20 protein-coding genes and 1 tRNA gene are annotated in these 16,923 nt (G+C 51.5%); 18 read left to right on the forward strand and 3 right to left on the reverse strand.

Annotated elements, in window-relative coordinates:
* Positions 1–319 (forward strand): hypothetical protein (locus tag BKD14_RS19445; protein ID WP_210215512.1); only part of this gene is annotated, 319 nt, incomplete at its 5' end.
* Here the strand turns inward: BKD14_RS19445 and BKD14_RS12335 are convergent.
* Positions 313–1,587 (reverse strand): type VI secretion protein ImpB, encoded by a 1,275-nt coding sequence (locus BKD14_RS12335; RefSeq protein WP_075656448.1) that lies wholly within the window; start codon positions 1,585–1,587, stop codon positions 313–315. The genes BKD14_RS19445 and BKD14_RS12335 overlap by 7 nt on opposite strands.
* 312 nt (positions 1,588–1,899) lie before the next feature.
* A tRNA-Thr gene (locus BKD14_RS12340) sits at positions 1,900–1,974 on the reverse strand.
* 150 nt (positions 1,975–2,124) lie between these two features.
* On the opposite strand from BKD14_RS12340, the gene BKD14_RS12345 reads away from it, so the two are divergent.
* The 11 genes from BKD14_RS12345 to BKD14_RS12395 all read left to right on the forward strand — a co-directional run bounded on the left by BKD14_RS12345 (position 2,125) and on the right by BKD14_RS12395 (position 9,107).
* Entirely contained in the window at positions 2,125–2,307 is a 183-nt protein-coding gene (locus tag BKD14_RS12345) for a hypothetical protein (RefSeq protein WP_022709168.1), read from the forward strand.
* Between the two features lie 383 nt (positions 2,308–2,690).
* Entirely contained in the window at positions 2,691–3,980 is a 1,290-nt protein-coding gene (gene murA, locus BKD14_RS12350) for a UDP-N-acetylglucosamine 1-carboxyvinyltransferase (protein WP_075656450.1), read from the forward strand.
* A gap of 145 nt (positions 3,981–4,125) precedes the next feature.
* Entirely contained in the window at positions 4,126–4,584 is a 459-nt protein-coding gene (locus tag BKD14_RS12355; protein WP_075656452.1) for a DUF2948 family protein, read from the forward strand.
* A gap of 9 nt (positions 4,585–4,593) precedes the next feature.
* Positions 4,594–5,886: a histidinol dehydrogenase gene (gene hisD, locus BKD14_RS12360; RefSeq protein ID WP_075656454.1), complete on the forward strand. Its 1,293-nt coding sequence runs from the start codon at positions 4,594–4,596 to the stop codon at positions 5,884–5,886.
* 54 nt (positions 5,887–5,940) lie between these two features.
* Positions 5,941–6,423: a UPF0262 family protein gene (locus BKD14_RS12365; RefSeq protein WP_022709172.1), complete on the forward strand. Its 483-nt coding sequence runs from the start codon at positions 5,941–5,943 to the stop codon at positions 6,421–6,423.
* 3 nt (positions 6,424–6,426) lie between these two features.
* Entirely contained in the window at positions 6,427–6,897 is a 471-nt protein-coding gene (locus BKD14_RS12370) for a low molecular weight phosphatase family protein (RefSeq protein WP_022709173.1), read from the forward strand.
* Between the two features lie 125 nt (positions 6,898–7,022).
* Positions 7,023–7,241, forward strand: coding sequence for a translation initiation factor IF-1 (gene infA, locus BKD14_RS12375; RefSeq protein ID WP_022709174.1), 219 nt, complete (start codon positions 7,023–7,025; stop codon positions 7,239–7,241).
* Between the two features lie 41 nt (positions 7,242–7,282).
* Positions 7,283–7,903 carry a Maf-like protein gene (locus tag BKD14_RS12380; RefSeq protein WP_245293635.1) on the forward strand — a complete coding sequence of 207 codons (621 nt, stop codon included), beginning with the start codon at positions 7,283–7,285 and terminating at the stop codon, positions 7,901–7,903.
* Positions 7,903–8,115 carry a DNA gyrase inhibitor YacG gene (gene yacG / locus BKD14_RS12385; protein ID WP_075656458.1) on the forward strand — a complete coding sequence of 71 codons (213 nt, stop codon included), beginning with the start codon at positions 7,903–7,905 and terminating at the stop codon, positions 8,113–8,115. The genes BKD14_RS12380 and yacG overlap by 1 nt, the downstream gene beginning before the upstream one ends.
* A 29-nt stretch (positions 8,116–8,144) precedes the next feature.
* Entirely contained in the window at positions 8,145–8,519 is a 375-nt protein-coding gene (crcB, locus tag BKD14_RS12390; protein ID WP_075656460.1) for a fluoride efflux transporter CrcB, read from the forward strand.
* 129 nt (positions 8,520–8,648) lie between these two features.
* Complete coding sequence (locus BKD14_RS12395) at positions 8,649–9,107, forward strand: hypothetical protein (protein ID WP_075656462.1); 459 nt, start codon at positions 8,649–8,651, stop codon at positions 9,105–9,107.
* A gap of 21 nt (positions 9,108–9,128) precedes the next feature.
* Here BKD14_RS12395 and BKD14_RS12400 read toward each other — a convergent pair whose 3' ends face one another.
* Entirely contained in the window at positions 9,129–10,454 is a 1,326-nt protein-coding gene (locus BKD14_RS12400) for an FAD-binding oxidoreductase (RefSeq protein ID WP_075656464.1), read from the reverse strand.
* A gap of 380 nt (positions 10,455–10,834) precedes the next feature.
* Between BKD14_RS12400 and BKD14_RS12405 the strand changes: the two genes are divergently transcribed.
* From BKD14_RS12405 to mnhG, 6 genes are read left to right on the forward strand one after another with little or no spacing between them, the layout of a single operon-like run.
* Positions 10,835–13,780 (forward strand): monovalent cation/H+ antiporter subunit A, encoded by a 2,946-nt coding sequence (locus BKD14_RS12405; protein WP_075656466.1) that lies wholly within the window; start codon positions 10,835–10,837, stop codon positions 13,778–13,780.
* The gene (locus tag BKD14_RS12410) at positions 13,780–14,115 is read left to right on the forward strand and encodes a Na+/H+ antiporter subunit C (protein WP_022709181.1); all 336 of its coding nucleotides are present in this window, start codon (positions 13,780–13,782) and stop codon (positions 14,113–14,115) included. The genes BKD14_RS12405 and BKD14_RS12410 overlap by 1 nt, the downstream gene beginning before the upstream one ends.
* A complete protein-coding gene (locus tag BKD14_RS12415; protein ID WP_075656468.1) occupies positions 14,115–15,767 on the forward strand; it encodes a monovalent cation/H+ antiporter subunit D in 1,653 nt (550 codons plus the stop codon). The genes BKD14_RS12410 and BKD14_RS12415 overlap by 1 nt, the downstream gene beginning before the upstream one ends.
* Positions 15,764–16,246, forward strand: a complete 483-nt coding sequence (locus tag BKD14_RS12420; RefSeq protein WP_022709183.1) for a Na+/H+ antiporter subunit E — start codon at positions 15,764–15,766, stop codon at positions 16,244–16,246. Before BKD14_RS12415 ends, BKD14_RS12420 begins: the two co-directional genes overlap by 4 nt.
* Positions 16,243–16,524 (forward strand): K+/H+ antiporter subunit F, encoded by a 282-nt coding sequence (locus tag BKD14_RS12425; RefSeq protein ID WP_022709184.1) that lies wholly within the window; start codon positions 16,243–16,245, stop codon positions 16,522–16,524. Before BKD14_RS12420 ends, BKD14_RS12425 begins: the two co-directional genes overlap by 4 nt.
* Entirely contained in the window at positions 16,521–16,874 is a 354-nt protein-coding gene (mnhG, locus tag BKD14_RS12430; RefSeq protein WP_075656470.1) for a monovalent cation/H(+) antiporter subunit G, read from the forward strand. The genes BKD14_RS12425 and mnhG overlap by 4 nt, the downstream gene beginning before the upstream one ends.
* The last annotated feature ends 49 nt before the right edge of the window (positions 16,875–16,923 follow it).

A 16,923-nucleotide genomic window follows, 5' to 3' on the forward strand; every position in this document is an offset into this window, starting at 1 on the left:
CACCCTCCACAGGTCAGGCGCAGCAGGTCAAGATGACTTAAGCTGCGTAAAGTTGGCATCATGCCAGCCCTCCGGTAAAGCCGGACATTTCATCCTGCCGAACCATGGCCATACGCATTTGACCTTTGCAGCCTCTTGCCTTGCATCGGGCGCGTTTCTCTATCTCATCCAGATAAAGCTGCTCACGTCCTTTGGCTGTGCAGATCGTGGCCTTGTTGATGTAAACAAGCCTGCTGCATTTCCTGCAGATCATTTCCAGCTTTTGAGTGTCAGACAAATCACTGACCCTGTATTTGGTTTTCCAGTTACCCATCAGTAGAAGTCCTCCGCAGAGGGGATGCGCACATAGCTGATCTTGCCGCCGACATGGCCACCCGCTGGGGGCTTCCATTCGCCCATGTGAACAATCGTGCTGGAATATTTGGAATTGAGCGCATCCATAGCGCCGTTGGCTCTTTCCCATTTCTGCCGGATCGCATCATCATTGTTGAAGATATCCAGCTGACGGGCATTGGCCTCGCTCAAATCTATCAGGGTGACGCCGACACGGAAAATGGTTGTGCGCCTTGGCAGCTCTCGCCGTGCGCATTCCCAAAGCGCTGTATGCGCTGTCATAATGGCTTGCTCATCATTCACGGTCGGCATTTTGATCGTGCGGAACCATGAGCCGCCATCAATTGCCATCCAGAGCCACAAGCCGCTGGCATAGTATTCCTCGCGCCGCAATCGCCTGCCAGCCTTGACCAAGAGCAAACGGGCAATCTCATAGGCTCCGTTGATACTACGGCTCTCCGGCGGCAATACACGAGCATGGCCATACATGCCACGCTTCTGCGGCATGGCCTGAATGTCGTAGCCGTGCAGCGCCATCCACAGCCGTTCACCATTCACACTTCGCCAGATTTTGCGCATATGTTTTGGCTGCAGATTGTAGAGCTGCTCAGTTGTGATCACTTGACTATGAGCAAGCCGCATTTTCATGCTGTGGCCAACGCCCGGAACATCTTCCAACTTCACCTTAAACAGCGGCTCCGGCATCATATGCGGGTGCCAGATTGCTAAACCATTGCCATACTGACCAACCTTCTTGCTGGCATCCTTTCCAGCCTTACAGGCCATCTTTGCCAGCTGCCGGTTGGCTGCGAAGCCGATAGAGCAGGTGATAAACTCGCCTATGTTTTTGTGAATGGTGCTTTTGATTTGGTGTGTTAAGCCTTCCGGATCACGCCGACCGCGCTCATCCAGAATACAGGTCAGCTCATCAATGCTCTTGGCCGTATCGATAGGAATGACGGTTTCAATTTCGCAGAGCAGGGCGTTGTGAGCGCGGCGATACAGGTCTGGATTTTGTGGCACCAAAATCAAATCGGGGCAGAGTGCTTTTGCATCCTTAATCCGCATGACGTTTTTCACGCCATAGGCTTTCGCTTCTTTTGAGCAGGCGATGACTGCGGTTCTGTCGGTGCCCACAAACGGCACGACACCGACCGGCCTGCCACGCAGGCGCTTGTCGCATTGCTGTTCTACACTCGCAAAAAAGCCGTCAAAGTCGAGGTAGAGACGTTCAATTGTTTCTGGCTTACGCATGGCACAACAAATCCGTGGCGCAAACAAGTGCGCAAAAGGTCGGTAAGTTTTAAAAATTCAATTCTGTTCTACAAATGTTCTCTTATGTGAAAAGAGTCAAGGAAGATTCGAGAGTGCTAATTGAGGCTGTGAATCAGTGTTGATGATTCCCGCTTGGGATTTTGATTCTTTGAGGTGCTTGTTACGATTCCTCGTGCACGGATTTTGCACGGATGCACGTGTTTATTCGCGCTATGTTCCGTGCGTTCACGCAGAAATGAAAAAAGCGCCCGAATGAGGCGCTTTACATCTATTTGAATTCTTTGGGAAAACTGGTGCTGCGAGAGAGGATTGAACTCTCGACCTCTCCATTACCAATGGAGTGCTCTACCACTGAGCTACCGCAGCATACTGTCCGTTGCGGCGGACTTCTGGCATAAGATTCGTGAAACCGCAAGCCATCAAATGCATTTCTTTTGCTTAAAATACAAAAACCGTACAAACCTGTGCATATGTATGCTTTTCCAAACAGGTTTGCTGGTGTAAAAGAACCGCATAATGACTGATAAGCCTGATACCCCATCCCAAAAAGCAGAAGCAGATCAGCGTGCTAAGCGCCGTTCTGAACAATTGCGTGCGAATCTCATGCGTCGCAAAGCGCAGATTCGTTCAAGACGTTCCGGTGCGGAAGATGAGCGCGGCGAAGGATTGCCTGCTGCCGGTAAGACTGAAACTGACTGAATACCTCGTCCGGATGATATTTCTAAACTTTTTCAATTTAGGATCATGTCCGGAAGACGAAAGCCTGAATATTTACAGTTCGGGTTTGCATTATGAGCCTCCCGCATAATGCAAAGCTGCCGGACGGATCATGGCTTTAATGAAAAGTGTGATTTTAGAATAAAAGACACATTTCTGATTGAATCAGACTGTTGTGTCAGCACCAAACTGCTTTATGGCAGCATCAATATCAGCGCAGACTTTGCACGGCAAAGATATCTGTAACAGGAAAACCGGAACAGGACAGAAGCAGCATCTGCTGTGACTGTCTGAAAACAGGCTGTCTCGACAAATGCAGGGAATGCGTTTTGTGCAGGAAGACATTGCCGTGAAAGTGAAAAATTATGGATCGTATTAAAATCACCGGCGGCAACAAACTGAACGGCATTATCCCGATTTCCGGCGCGAAAAATGCAGCTCTGCCACTGATGATTGCATCGCTTCTGACCAATGAAACGCTGACGCTTGAAAATATGCCGCATCTGGCCGATGTGGAGCTGCTGACACGCATTCTCGGCAATCACGGTGCGGATTATTCGGTCAATGGGCGTCGCGAACATCAGAACGGCTCCTATGAGCGCACTGTGCATTTCACCACGAAGAATATTGTCGACACCACTGCACCTTATGAATTGGTTGCTAAAATGCGCGCCAGCTTCTGGGTTATCGGGCCGCTTCTGGCACGTGCCGGTGAAGCGATTGTGTCGCTGCCGGGCGGCTGCTCGATTGGCACACGTCCGGTTGATCTGATGCTCGACAGCCTGACTGCACTGGGTGCTAAGATCGAGATTGAAAACGGTTATGCCCGTGCAACAACCAGTTCGGGTCTTGTCGGCGCAGAGTTCACATTCCCGAAAGTTTCTGTCGGTGCAACCCATGTGGCGCTGATGGCTGCCTGTCTCGCAAAGGGCGATACAATCATTCACAACGCGGCTTGTGAGCCGGAAGTGGTGAACCTCGCAGAGTGCCTGAATGCTATGGGTGCGAAAATTGAAGGTGCGGGTACGCCAACTATTCGCATTCAGGGTGTAACCAGCCTGAAAGGTGCACGCGTTCGCGTTATTCCTGACCGTATTGAAACAGGCACTTATGCCATGGCTGTTGCTATGACCGGCGGTGATGTGGTCCTGCAAAATACCCGTTCGGATCTGCTGCAGTCTGCATTGGATGTCGTGCGCCAGACCGGCGCAGAGATCACCGATGTGGAAAACGGCATTCGCGTGGTGCGCAATGGTCACGGCATTGAACCGGTGAATATTACGACTGATCCGTTCCCGGGTTTCCCGACCGATTTGCAGGCGCAGTTCATGGGTCTGATGACCAAAGCCAAAGGTACATCGCATATTACGGAAACGATTTTTGAAAACCGTTTCATGCATGTGCAGGAACTGGCGCGTCTGGGTGCAAAAATCTCCCTGTCCGGCCAAACCGCAACGGTTGAAGGTGTTGAGCGCCTGAAAGGTGCGCCGGTGATGGCGACCGATCTTCGCGCCTCTGCAACACTGGTGATTGCAGGTCTGGCGGCAGAAGGTGAAACCACTGTGAACCGCGTGTATCATCTGGATCGTGGTTTTGAACGTCTGGAAGAGAAACTGTCCAATTGCGGGGCCGAGGTTTCCCGCATCAGCGGTTAATCTGTTTGCAGGTTTTTCTGAACCAAACCCCGATCTGTTGTCGCAGGTCGGGGTTTGCTATTAATCAGTAGTGCTTTTTACTGTTAAGTGCTTATATCAATGGCATAGACTGTTCTTAGCGAATTGAAATGCTCAAGGAGAATGATTGCGAATGCTCAAGCTTGTGGCAATGGATGAGGAAGACTTACAGATTATTTCTGCACATATGCAGGATGCGGTTCTGAAAGTCGGCGATCTGGATTACCGCCCTGCGGAGCAGCGTTTTATTCTTGCGTGCAACCGTTTTGCCCGCGAACAGCAACCTGTGCGCGCACGCGGCAAAGAGAGCTATGAGCGCCGCCGCAGCGTGTTGCATTTTGACCGTGTAACGCAGGTACGTGTACAGAATATCGACCGTACCGCACCACAGGATGTGTTGTCTTTGCTGGCGATTAATTTTGAACCGGCTGATGCGCCTTCCGGTGTGATTGAACTGGTTTTTGCAGCAGATAAGACCATTCGTCTTACTGTTGAAGTGATTGAAATGCGCCTTGCTGATCTGGGACCTGCCTGGGAAACCGGCAATAAACCGGATCATATAGCTGCCGATAATATGACGAAATGAGGGGTTAGCGTGGTTCAGACGCTCATACAAAGTGCCGCAGATTTTGAAAACCGTTTTGCGGCGTTTCTGGCAGGCAAACGCGAAGTTTCAGAAGATGTTGACCGTGCCGTGCGTGAGATCGTGCAGCAGGTACGCGAGCGCGGCGATCAGGCGCTGATCGACTATTCCAGGCGTTTTGACCGGATTGATCTGGAAAAGACCGGCATTGCTGTGACGGCTGAGGAAGTACAGGAAGCTGTTAAAAATGCCGACCAGTCTGTGATGGATGCGCTGATTGTGGCGCGTGACCGGATTGAATCCTACCACAAGCGTCAGTTGCCGAAAGACGATTATTATACTGATGCACTCGGTGTTGAGCTTGGCTCACGCTGGACAGCTGTTGAATCGGTCGGGCTCTATGTGCCGGGTGGCACAGCCAGCTATCCGAGCTCGGTGCTGATGAATGCGGTTCCGGCTAAAGTCGCGGGTGTTGAGCGTATCGTTATTGTGGTTCCGTCACCGGATGGCGTGTTGAATCCTCTGGTGCTGGTGGCTGCGCATCTTGCCGGTGTTTCAGAGATTTACCGTGTGGGCGGTGCGCAGGCTGTTGCAGCTCTGGCCTATGGGACTGAAACCATCAAACCGGTTTCTAAAATCGTCGGTCCTGGCAATGCCTATGTTGCGGCTGCAAAACGTCTGGTTTTCGGCACAGTCGGCATTGATATGATTGCAGGCCCGTCAGAAGTGTTGGTTGTGGCTGACAGCGACAATAATCCGGACTGGATTGCTGCGGATTTGCTGGCGCAGGCCGAGCATGATGCTTTTGCCCAGTCAATTCTGCTGACCGACAGTGCGGATTTCGCCAAATCGGTGGAAGATGCGGTTGAACGTCAGTTACAGACTTTGCCGCGCGCGGAAATCGCCCGTGCAAGTTGGCAGGATTTTGGTGCGGTCATTCTGGTAGATGATTTTGACAGCGCTGTGCCGTTGATTAACCGTATTGCTGCCGAGCATCTGGAAATCGCAGTGGCTGATACGGATGGTCTGCTACCGAAAATCCGCAATGCCGGTGCGATCTTCATCGGAAAATATACGCCGGAAGCGATCGGTGACTATGTTGGCGGGCCGAACCATGTTCTGCCGACAGCCCGATCCGCGCGCTTCTCTTCCGGCCTGTCGGTGATGGATTTTGTAAAACGCACCTCGCTTTTAAAACTGGGTGCGGAGCAGTTGCGTCTTCTCGGGCCATCCGCGATTACGCTGGCTGAAACTGAAGGATTGCAGGCACACGGTCTGTCGATTTCACGACGACTGAATATGTAACGATGAATGAGGGACAGCGGGCAGGTTTTCTGTATACCGCCTGCGTAAAGAGTGATGACCGGAAAAAGTGACAATGCCCGGCTGATCGATGTGGAACTGGACGAGACAATCGGCCAGTCTACGCCGGATATTGAGCATGAACGGGCCGTCGCTATTTTCGATCTGATCGAGGAAAACAGTTTTTCTCCGGTTGGTGACAGTAATGGCGGGCCTTATCGTCTGCGTTTGTCACTGGTTGAAAAACGCCTGATCTTCAATATTACGCGTGAGGCAGGGGAACTTGTGGCAACGCATATTCTCTCGCTGTCTCCGCTGCGTAAAACGGTCAAAGATTATTTTCTGATCTGCGAAAGCTATTATGCAGCCATCCGCTCGGCAACGCCGAGCCGTATTGAGGCGATTGATATGGGGCGGCGCGGCTTGCATAATGAAGGCTCGCAGACTTTGATGAACCGGCTTGAAGGTAAGATCGATCTTGATTTCGATACGGCACGGCGTTTGTTTACGCTTGTCTGTGTGTTGCACTGGCGCGGGTGACGGATGAGCATAATTCCTGATCCGGTGCCGGATGCTCTTGCAGATGCTGCCACTGTCAAAAAACCGGCATCCGTTCTGTTTGTCTGCGGAATGAATGCGATACGCTCGCCGATGGCGGAGATTCTCACCCGTTCCATGCTGCAGGGCAAAACCTATGTCGCATCAGCCGGTGTAACACGCGGCGAACGTGATATGTTTGTGGATGCGGTGCTTGAGGAAGAGGGGCTGTCGCTCAATGAAAGACAGCCTGTCGGACTGGAAGAGCTGAATGACGGTTATTTTGACCTGATTATTACGCTGACACCGCAGGCGCATCATGTGGTATTGGAGCGGATGCGCAGTTTTGCAGCCAATGTGGAATATTGGCCGATGCCTGATCCGACACTGGTCACCGGCTCACGGGAACAGCGTTTATCGGCCTACCGCGACGTTCGCGACCGTTTAAAACAGAAAATTACTGAACGTTTTCTGTGATTCAGCAGAGCTTTTAACAGTTCTCCATTTCAGTTGTTCACAAACGGACTCTAATCATATAGGTTCCGCGCAAATTCAGACCTTCTGCATGATGCAGATTTATTAAACTAAAAGACAGGTTACGTATGGCTAAAGAAGAAGTCCTTGAGTTCCCGGGTATTGTAACGGAACTTTTGCCGAATGCTATGTTTCGGGTAAAACTCGAAAACGAACATGAAATCATCGCTCATACGGCTGGCCGTATGCGTAAAAACCGCATTCGCGTTCTGGCCGGCGACAAGGTACTGGTGGAAATGACCCCTTATGACCTTTCCAAAGGTCGTATTACCTACCGCTTTAAATAAAATTTCTGCTGCCGGACTCATCTCTGACCATGAAGACAACAATGTCCCATTCTCTGGTACTGGCCTCGGCATCGCCGCGGCGCATTGAGCTTCTGGCGCAAATCGGTATTGAACCTGCATTTCTGCAGCCTGCTGATATTGATGAAACACCACAGCGTTCGGAACATCCCCGTTCGCTGGCAAAACGTTTGTCAAAACAGAAAGCAGAAAGAGCTAAGGACAAGCTGAAGAATGATGCGGATTATAAATCCGCTTTCATTCTCGCAGCCGATACTGTGGTAGGCGTGGGACGGCAGATCCTGCCTAAGGCGGAGAGTGAGGATGTGGCGCTTGATTGTCTGCGCCTGCTTTCCGGCCGTGCCCATAAAGTTTTTACCGGTGTTTGTCTGGTCACGCCGAAAGGCAGCCTGCGTCAGGTACTGGTTGAAAGCCGTGTGCGCTTTGACCGGCTCAGCCGCCGCCAGATGGATGCTTATATCAGTTCCGGTGAATGGCGCGGCAAAGCTGGCGGCTATGCTATTCAGGGGCTGGCAGGCAGTTTTATCGTCAAAATGGTCGGTTCCTACAGTAATATTGTCGGCCTGCCGTTGCATGAAACGCAGGCATTGCTGGAAGGTGAAAATTTTCCGGTTTACGACCAGTGGCATGAAGGTAAAGTGTGATGGCACATAAAGACAAACCTGCCGTCTCCTATGAAAATGTGACACCGCTGCGTCCGACGCGGCCTTGCCCTGAATGCGGAAAACCCTCAGTACGCGACTCTTATCCGTTTTGTTCGCCGCGCTGCCGCAGTGTCGACTTAAACCGCTGGCTGTCAGATGCTTATGTCATTCCCGGCAAGCCGGTTGACGACAGCGATCAGGAAAACAGCTGACAGAAAACAGAAGCGGTCAGGGGAGCAATATGAATTTTCTGATTGTTTTTCTCGGAGCAGGGATCGGCGGGGCAGCCCGTTACGGCACCGGTTTGCTATTGTCACGTTTCTCCGCACTGACAATGTTTCCGCTCAGCACATTTGCGGTCAATATTATCGGCTCCCTGCTGATGGGGCTGATTATCGGCTATTTTTCAGCGCGTGGCGGTCTTGCGGAGAGCTGGAAACTGTTTCTTACCACCGGCATTATGGGTGGATTTACGACATTTTCTGCCTTTTCACTGGAAACAGTGCTGCTCATGGAAAGCGGATATATTGGCACGGCACTGGCCTATATCCTGTGCTCTGTGATTTTGGGCGTAGCAGCCCTGATGGCAGGGCTGTATCTGATGCGATTATTGTAATTATTTATTTTAAATTTGTGTAACTTCTTAAAATTATTCTTTGACTGTAAAAATTGTCATTTGAATGATTATAATTGTTGGATTAAATTTATATTGTTACATGAACAAATTTTATAAGTGGATATATTTATGAATTATTATATTAAGAATACAAGAATTGGTAAATATATGGTTTTGGGTTCTCGTTTTCGTGAATTTGGTTTCTTTAAGGTTGATTTAAAAGAAAACATAAACAAATTAGATTCATCTACAAAATGGAAAATCAATTTAGTATCAGAAATTAATGGTGAATCTATATATAGAATAGTTAATTCTGATGAGGAAACATTTTTAATAGATAGCTACGGTCCAGTGATAGCTGGTCAGGACTATACAATGAAAGAAATTACTGCTTCTTTAGAGGAATATGTTGGAAAATTAAATTTGTATTTTTCAGCTGTGCAGCAAAAAAACTCATATCGTATATTCTCTGTAGATAAACGTTTCGCATTGTTTGCGTATAATTTTAGTGAAGAATCTGAACGTCCATGTATGATGTCTGGGTATATAGGTGATCCAGATATTTGGTTGTTGGAAGAAGCGGCTTAAGTTTTGAATCCATTTATACCGCTACCACATTTCAATATGGATTTTTGAACCATCGCTGAAGCGGTTGATATGAAACGGTGAAGGGTCAACAACGGGCTTTTCACCGGTCACCATATCGGCGATCAGTTTGCCAGCACCGGGGCCAATACCAAAGCCATGGCCGGAAAAGCCGGTGGCGACAATGCAATTCGGCAGATGATCCAGCGGCGAGATAACCGGTACAATATCCGGTGTTGTATCAATCAGACCTGCCCATTGTTGGGCGATTTGTACATTTTTGAAGGCAGGCAAAGCCTGTTGCAGCGCTTTGAAAACCACCTGATTGCCAGCTTTATGCGGCTCCGGATCAAGAATACGGATTTTCTCGAAGATGGATTTCTGGTCAGCGGGGCGTAATTTCCACTCAAAAGCTTCTTCAATAAAGCGCTGTCCGAAGCGCAGACGCACGGTTTTCCACTCGGTGCGCAATGCTGGAATGAATTTTGGCAGGAAGCGGAAACTGTCGGGCACGATATCGGCAATACTACCTGAGAGGCTGGCAACCGTATAGCCGCCATCCATCCGTTTGCGCAGTGCGAAGTCTGAAAAGGCAATGGCAGATTCAACGCCGGCTTCAACCGGCGTGGTGCGCAATACGGATGAACGCATTTTCAGCTGCGGCAGGGTAATACCCAGATCAGAACAAATCAGACGTGACCAGCTACCGCCGGCAATCACCACAGCTTCACACTCAATCGCGCCTTGTTCAGTAATCACAGTGCTGACGCGGCCATTGGTAGTTTCAATCCGGCGCACAGCACAATTCTGCATGATGACAGCACCCAGCTCGCGCGCTTTTTCTGCAATAGCAGGTGCTGCTTTTTGCGGCTCTGCGCGGCCGTCCGCGGCGGTATAGAGCGCACCATAGAGCGAACGTTGCAGACCGGGGGCGAGTGCTTCGGCCTGTTGTTTGCCTACAACCTGACTGTCAATGCCGTGCTCTTTGGCAATGCTCACCCATTCGCGCCATTTTTCCAGATTTTCTTCTTTTTCTGCGGCGAAAGCGATGCCGGTGGTGCGGAAACCGGTTTCCCTGCCGGTTAGCGCATTCATCTGCGCCCATTGTTTCATACTCTCAACAATCAGCGGCATTTCGCGGCTGTCGCGGCCGGTATGACGGCACCAGCCCCAATTGCGGCTGGATTGCTCCCCGGCAATCACACCTTTTTCCAGCAGGGTTACAGGAATACCGCGCTGCGCCAGATAAAGTGCCGTGGACACACCGATAATCCCGCCGCCGATAATAGCGATCTGCGTTTTTGCCGGTAAGGACGGAGAGGACTGGACGCTGTCTGTCTGCGGACCCATAAGATATTCCTGTATGCGTTTGTCTATTTCACTTTGCAGCTTCGGCTATTCCGGTTGATTCGACAATTGGAGAAACAACGGCGGAACTTGCCTGCTGATGAAAAAAACATGTCATAATCCGCGCTCAGTTTTGTCATTAAACCAATTTAATAGATAATTTGCGGGGGAGTTTTTCCACACCTTGTGTAAAAGCCGTCGAAATCGGAAATTTTGTGCCTGAGATCGGGAAATTGCAGACATAAGTTGCAATCAAGCACTTGCTATTATGCAGGTCAAAACCACATAATAACAACCGGATTTAACGAGATAATTTCGTTTCAATTATGTAATTTTATGAGAGTGAAAACCGCTCTTGAGGAATTTGAGGAGGGCAGGCGCGGATGGTGACGGACGGAAAAGTCCTTTTTTTGCTCATCATACTGCCATTTATTGGCTGCGCCCTTACAGGCCTTCTCAGATCGAATGACCGGCAGGTTGCTGTCTGGTTCGCGGGGCTGACCGCGGTTGCCGCATTGCTGCTGACCATTGCGCTTTATCCTTATGTGACCGGCGGTAAAGTTCTGCACACGCAGATGGCATGGTTGCCTGCCTATGGTCTCAATGTCACTTTGCGGATGGATGGTCTTGCCTGGCTGTTTGCCATGCTGGTCACAGGCATCGGCCTGCTCGTGGTGATCTATGCGCGCTATTATATGTCATCGGAAGATCCGGTGCCGCGCTTTTTCTCATTCTTTCTTGCCTTTATGGGCGCGATGCTTGGCGTGGTGTTGTCGGGCAATATGATCCTGATGGTGGTGTTCTGGGAACTCACCAGTATTTTCTTCTTCCTGCTGATCGGTTACTGGTATCAGAATGTCAGCGCCCGTGACGGCGCGCGTATGGCGCTGACCGTTACCGGTCTTGGCGGTTTTGGCCTGTTGCTCGGTGTGTTGCTGCTTGGTCATATTGTCGGCAGTTATGAGCTGGATGTTATTCTGGCATCGGGCAATCTGATTAAAAACCATCCGCTTTATACGGTGGCTTTGGTGCTGATCCTGCTTGGTACTTTCACCAAGAGCGCACAATTTCCGTTCCATTTCTGGCTGCCGAATGCGATGGCCGCGCCGACGCCGGTTTCAGCCTATCTGCATTCTGCAACGATGGTGAAGCTCGGCGTGTTTCTGATGGTGCGGCTGTGGCCTGCACTGGCGGGCACAGAAGAATGGTTCTGGCTGCTGGGGCTTGCCGGTCTGACGACTTTGCTGCTGGGCGCATGGTTCGCGCTGTTCCAGCAGGATCTGAAAGGCCTGCTGGCCTATTCAACCATCAGCCATCTGGGACTGATTACCGCTTTGCTCAGCCTCGGCAGTCCGCTATCCGCCGTTGCCGCGATTTTCCACATGGTCAATCATGCGATCTTCAAAGCTTCGCTGTTTATGGCGGCGGGGATTATCGATCATGAAACCGGCACGCGCGACCTGCGAAAACTAAGCGGCTTGTTTCGCTTCATGCCGATTACGGCAACTTTGGCGATGGTTGCCAGTGCGGCGATGGCTGGTGTGCCGCTGCTGAACGGCTTCATTTCCAAAGAGATGTTCTTTGCCGAAACGGTAGAGACACATCTGTCTTCATGGCTCGATACGGTCACGCCTTATGTGGCAACGCTGGCGAGCGCTTTCAGTGTCGCTTATTCGATCCGCTTTATCTATTCGACCTTCTTTGGTCCCGCACCGGTTGATCTGCCGCATACACCGAAAGAGCCGCCACAATGGGTACGTTTCCCGATTGAGTTGCTGGTGCTGCTCTGCCTGCTGATCGGTATTGTGCCGACATTGATTGTCGGACCGTTCCTGCATACGGCTGTCGTGTCGGTTCTTGGCGGTGCCACACCGGAATACAGCCTTGCAATCTGGCACGGCTTTAATGTGCCGCTGCTGATGAGTGTGATTGCGCTGATCGGCGGAACCGTGATCTTCATGGTGATGAAAAACTATCTCGCAAAATGTGATGAAGGGCCGCCATTACTGCGCCATCTCAATGGTCAGCGTATTTTTGAGCTGGTGCTGGTAACTGTTTCATGGAAATGGGCGCGTAGTATTGAAAGCCGGTTCGGAACACGTCGCTTGCAACCGCAAATGCGGGTGCTGATGCTGATTGCGATTTTTGCCGGTGCCTGGCCTGTTTATCAGGCGGGACTATTTATGGGGCCATTGGTGCCGCTGCCGGTGGATCCGGTCTTTGCCATTGTCTGGCTGATCGGCGCGCTTTGTGCGGTCGGTGCCGCCTATCAGGCTAAATATCACCGGCTGGCATCGCTGATGTTGCTTGGTGGCGCAGGGCTTGTGACCTGTTTTACATTTGTGTGGCTCTCTGCGCCTGATCTCGCGGTTACGCAGTTGCTGGTTGAGATTGTCACCACAGTTCTGTTGCTGCTTGGTCTGCGCTGGCTGCCGAAACGCTGGCAGGAAGATGAAAATGCAAGCATTCCTCTGGTGCCGCGCTTACGCCGTTACCGCGATCTGATTATCGCACTGGCGGGCGGCGGCGGTATGGCGCTTGTGTCCTATGCGATGATGACCCGTTTCAGCCCTGCAACGCTTGCCGATTATTTCCTCGGCAATTCCTATACGGAAGCGGGCGGCAAGAATGTGGTCAATGTGTTGCTGGTGGATTTCCGCGGCTTTGATACGCTGGGAGAAATCACGGTGCTTGGTATTGTCGGTCTGACGGTTTATGCGCTGCTGCGTCGTTTCCGTCCGGCATCGGACACAATGGAATCCCCGCAACAGCAGAAAATCCAGAATGCTTTTGACGAGGCGGATCCGGAGCGTCATGCCGGTGCAACCCTGTCCGAATATCTCGCTGTGCCTTCTGTGATTATGCAATATTTGTTCGGCGTGATTATCGTTTTCGCCATGCATTTGCTGCTGCGCGGTCATGATCTGCCGGGGGGCGGTTTTGCGGCCGGTATCACCATGGCGATCGGCTTTATTCTGCAATATCTCGCCTTTGGCACACGTTGGGTGGAAAGCCATTTGCGCATTCTGCCGGTGAAATGGATGGGCTTCGGTTTGCTGACCGCAGCGGCAACCGGTGCCGGTTCATTTTTTGCCGGTTATCCGTTTCTCACCACCTATTTCGACTATGCGGAAGTACCGCTGATCGGCAAAATGCCGGTGGCATCCGCACTGCTGTTTGACATTGGCGTCTTTACACTTGTGGTCGGTGCCACCGTTCTGATGCTGATTGCCTTGGCACACCAGTCGATCCGTCATCGCCGCTCGGAAAAAACACAATCGGAACAGGCTGAACAGGCCGTACTCGTTAAGCAGGGAGAGGGACGCTAATGGAACTTATTCTCGCTCTCGGTATTGGTATTCTGACAGCTTCCGGCCTGTGGCTTTTACAGCGTCCGCGTACTTTTCAGGTGATTATCGGCCTGTCGCTGATTTCCTATGCGGTTAATCTGTTTATTTTCAGTATGGCCAGTCTGCGCACAGATTCCGCGCCTATTCTGGGTGATCAGCCTGATCCCGCTCTTTATACCGATCCGTTGCCGCAGGCACTGGTGCTGACAGCGATTGTGATCGGCTTTGCCATGACAGCCCTGTTTCTGGTGGTCATGCTGGCTTCCCGTGGTCTGACCGGTACCGACCATGTTGACGGCAGGGAGAGCCAGTAATGCAGGATTGGCAGGAACATCTGATTATCGCGCCGATTCTGCTGCCGCTCATCACCGCAGCTTTGTTGCTGCTCTATGATGAGCGTCGCCGTGTGCTGAAAGCCGCAATCAGCATTGCAGCAACTTTTGTGTTGTTTGTCGTTGCGATCATGCTGGTCAATATGGCCAATACGCCGGACGACCGCGTGCTTCCTTATCTGCTGGGTAACTGGCCGGCACCCTATGCGATTGTGCTGGTGCTGGATCGTTTCTCGGCAATGATGGTGCTGCTGACCAGTATTCTCGGACTGGCGGCACTGTGTTTTGCGCTGGCACGCTGGCATAAAGCGGGTTCGCATTTCCATACGCTGTTCCAGCTGTTGCTGATGGGGCTGAACGGCGCATTCCTGACCGGCGATCTGTTCAACCTGTTCGTATTTTTCGAGGTGCTATTGGCGGCATCTTACGGGCTGGTACTGCATGGCTCCGGTGCTACCCGCGTTAAAGCGGGCTTACATTATATTGCCGTCAATCTCGCGGCCTCATCGCTGTTTCTGATCGGCGTCAGCATGATCTATGGCGTGACCGGCACGCTGAATATGGCCGATCTGGCACAACGTATTCCCAATGTACCGGCAGATGATCTGATGTTCCTGCAGGCGGGCGGTGCCATTCTCGGCACAGCATTTCTGGTGAAAGCCGGTGCATGGCCGCTGAATTTCTGGCTACCGACAACCTATACGGCTGCGGCAGCACCGGTTGCGGCACTGTTCGCGATCATGTCCAAGGTAGGTATTTATGTTTTGCTGCGCCTGTCTTTGTTGTTTTTCGGCGAACTGACACCACGGACAACAGGTTTCGGTGATGCAGGACTGTTTTATATCGGTCTGGCGACCATCACTTTCGGTCTGATCGGGGTGCTGGCATCGCAGGCGCTCGGGCGTATTGCCGGTTATAGCGTGCTGGTTTCTTCCGGTACATTGCTGGCGGCAATCGGTACGGGCAATGTGGCGGTAACCGGCAGCGCTCTGTTCTATATGATCAGCTCAACGCTGACGATTGCGGCTTTCTTTCTGCTGATTGAGCTGGTGGAGCGCGGTCAGGATGCGGCGGCCAACGTGCTGGCGGTGACGATTGAAGCCTATGGTGACGAGGAAGAAGAAGAGGAAGAGGAAGTCGGCACAGTTTTGCCTGCAACGCTTGCTATTCTCGGTGCCTGTTTTGCCGTCAGCGCTATTTTGCTGATTGGTTTGCCGCCATTTTCCGGTTTCGTGGCAAAAATCTCGCTGTTGTCGGCATTGTTCAATCCGGCTGGCATGGGCACTGATGCACCGATTTCCGCAGCAAGCTGGGCCTATGTAACGCTGATTATTCTGTCCGGTGTCTCGGCACTGATTGCGATGTCGCGCTCCGGTATCCGTACTTTCTGGGCATCGATGGAAGGCAATGTACCGCGCGTGCTGATTATTGAGCTGGTGCCGGTGGCGGGGCTGTTGTTTCTGTGTCTCGCTCTGACCATTCAGGCGGCACCGGTGATGCGCTATCTCGATGCGACCGCGCAGGCACTGCATCGTCCGCATAATTATATCGACCATGTTCTGGACGCAAAACGCTCGGCGGGATTTGAACCGGCCGTTGCCAGTACACCGGCTGCGAAGGGAGACGCACAATGAGAGCATTGTTTCCGCATCCCGTTTTGTCGCTGAGCTTCTGGATCATGTGGCTGCTGCTCAATGGTTTCACACCCGGTCATACGATTTTGGGCTTTTTCATTGCATTGGGCGCAGGTCTGGCATTCACCTCGCTGGATCCGGAACCGGTGCGCGTTCGCTCTGTAAGGGCAATTATCGAACTGTTTTTCCGCGTTGTTGCCGATATTTTCTGGTCAAATATTGCGGTCATCAAAATCATTCTTTTTGACCGGCCAGAGCGTCAGGCAGGATTTGTGACCATCAGCCTGCAATTGCGCGGGCGTTTGCCGCTCGGCATTCTGGCCTGTATTGTGACCTCAACGCCCGGTACGGCATGGGCAAATTTTAATCCCGTAACGGGTGTTTTGCTGATTCATATTCTCGATAAAGACGGAGAAGATGAGTTCCGCACCGTAATAAAACAGCATTATGAACGCCTGCTGATGGAGATTTTCACATGAGTACAGTGATTTTATCCTGGGCGCTGCTTTTGTCCCAGCTTTGTCTGGGGGCCGCTCTGCTTTGTGCAACATGGCGTCTGATCGCAGGGCCGCGTGCGCAGGATCGTATACTGGGTCTGGATACGCTTTATGCGACGATGATGATGTTGTTTATCACTTTCGGTATCCGCACCGGCACATCGATTTATTTTGAAGCTGCCTTGGTGATTGCGCTGCTGGGCTTTGTGTCCAGCGTGGCACTGGCAAAATTCCTGATGCGCGGCGAGGTGATCGAATGAACCATGCAACGCAACTGCCGCTCTGGGCAGCCATTCTGGTTTCGGTCTTTTTACTGGGCGGATCAGTGATTACGCTGATCGGCGCGATCGGTCTTTTGCGCTTTAAAAAGTTCTATGAACGGATTCATGCCCCGACACTCGGCACGACTTTTGGCGTCGGCGGCATTCTCATTGCATCAATTATTTTCTTTACAGTCTTGCAATCGCGACCGGTTTTGCATGAACTGTTAATTACCGCTTTTGTGTTTGTGACAACGCCGGTAACACTGATGCTATTGACGCGGGCAACCATGCATCGCGATAAAACGGATGACAGCCGGCAATTGCCGACCTCAAACGACCTTTATTAGCGATTTCTGGACGTGCCTCTTCTCTGATTTGTGTTGCGACTTATTGTCC

Origin of the sequence: Pseudochrobactrum sp. B5 (genome assembly GCF_001939785.1) — a bacterium.
Classification (GTDB): Bacteria; Pseudomonadota; Alphaproteobacteria; order Rhizobiales; family Rhizobiaceae; genus Pseudochrobactrum; species Pseudochrobactrum saccharolyticum.

Excerpts from the sequence above, each read along its gene's own strand:
- BKD14_RS12335 (WP_075656448.1), bottom strand. The coding sequence starts at position 1,587 with ATGCGTAAGCCAGAAACAATTGAACGTCTCTACCTCGACTTTGACGGC.
- BKD14_RS12345 (WP_022709168.1), top strand. The coding sequence starts at position 2,125 with ATGACTGATAAGCCTGATACCCCATCCCAAAAAGCAGAAGCAGATCAG.
- murA (WP_075656450.1), top strand. The coding sequence starts at position 2,691 with ATGGATCGTATTAAAATCACCGGCGGCAACAAACTGAACGGCATTATC.
- BKD14_RS12365 (WP_022709172.1), top strand. The coding sequence starts at position 5,941 with ATGACCGGAAAAAGTGACAATGCCCGGCTGATCGATGTGGAACTGGAC.
- BKD14_RS12370 (WP_022709173.1), top strand. The coding sequence starts at position 6,427 with ATGAGCATAATTCCTGATCCGGTGCCGGATGCTCTTGCAGATGCTGCC.
- infA (WP_022709174.1), top strand. The coding sequence starts at position 7,023 with ATGGCTAAAGAAGAAGTCCTTGAGTTCCCGGGTATTGTAACGGAACTT.
- BKD14_RS12380 (WP_245293635.1), top strand. The coding sequence starts at position 7,283 with ATGTCCCATTCTCTGGTACTGGCCTCGGCATCGCCGCGGCGCATTGAG.
- yacG (WP_075656458.1), top strand. The coding sequence starts at position 7,903 with ATGGCACATAAAGACAAACCTGCCGTCTCCTATGAAAATGTGACACCG.
- crcB (WP_075656460.1), top strand. The coding sequence starts at position 8,145 with ATGAATTTTCTGATTGTTTTTCTCGGAGCAGGGATCGGCGGGGCAGCC.
- BKD14_RS12395 (WP_075656462.1), top strand. The coding sequence starts at position 8,649 with ATGAATTATTATATTAAGAATACAAGAATTGGTAAATATATGGTTTTG.
- BKD14_RS12400 (WP_075656464.1), bottom strand. The coding sequence starts at position 10,454 with ATGGGTCCGCAGACAGACAGCGTCCAGTCCTCTCCGTCCTTACCGGCA.
- BKD14_RS12405 (WP_075656466.1), top strand. The coding sequence starts at position 10,835 with ATGGTGACGGACGGAAAAGTCCTTTTTTTGCTCATCATACTGCCATTT.
- BKD14_RS12410 (WP_022709181.1), top strand. The coding sequence starts at position 13,780 with ATGGAACTTATTCTCGCTCTCGGTATTGGTATTCTGACAGCTTCCGGC.
- BKD14_RS12415 (WP_075656468.1), top strand. The coding sequence starts at position 14,115 with ATGCAGGATTGGCAGGAACATCTGATTATCGCGCCGATTCTGCTGCCG.
- BKD14_RS12420 (WP_022709183.1), top strand. The coding sequence starts at position 15,764 with ATGAGAGCATTGTTTCCGCATCCCGTTTTGTCGCTGAGCTTCTGGATC.
- BKD14_RS12425 (WP_022709184.1), top strand. The coding sequence starts at position 16,243 with ATGAGTACAGTGATTTTATCCTGGGCGCTGCTTTTGTCCCAGCTTTGT.
- mnhG (WP_075656470.1), top strand. The coding sequence starts at position 16,521 with ATGAACCATGCAACGCAACTGCCGCTCTGGGCAGCCATTCTGGTTTCG.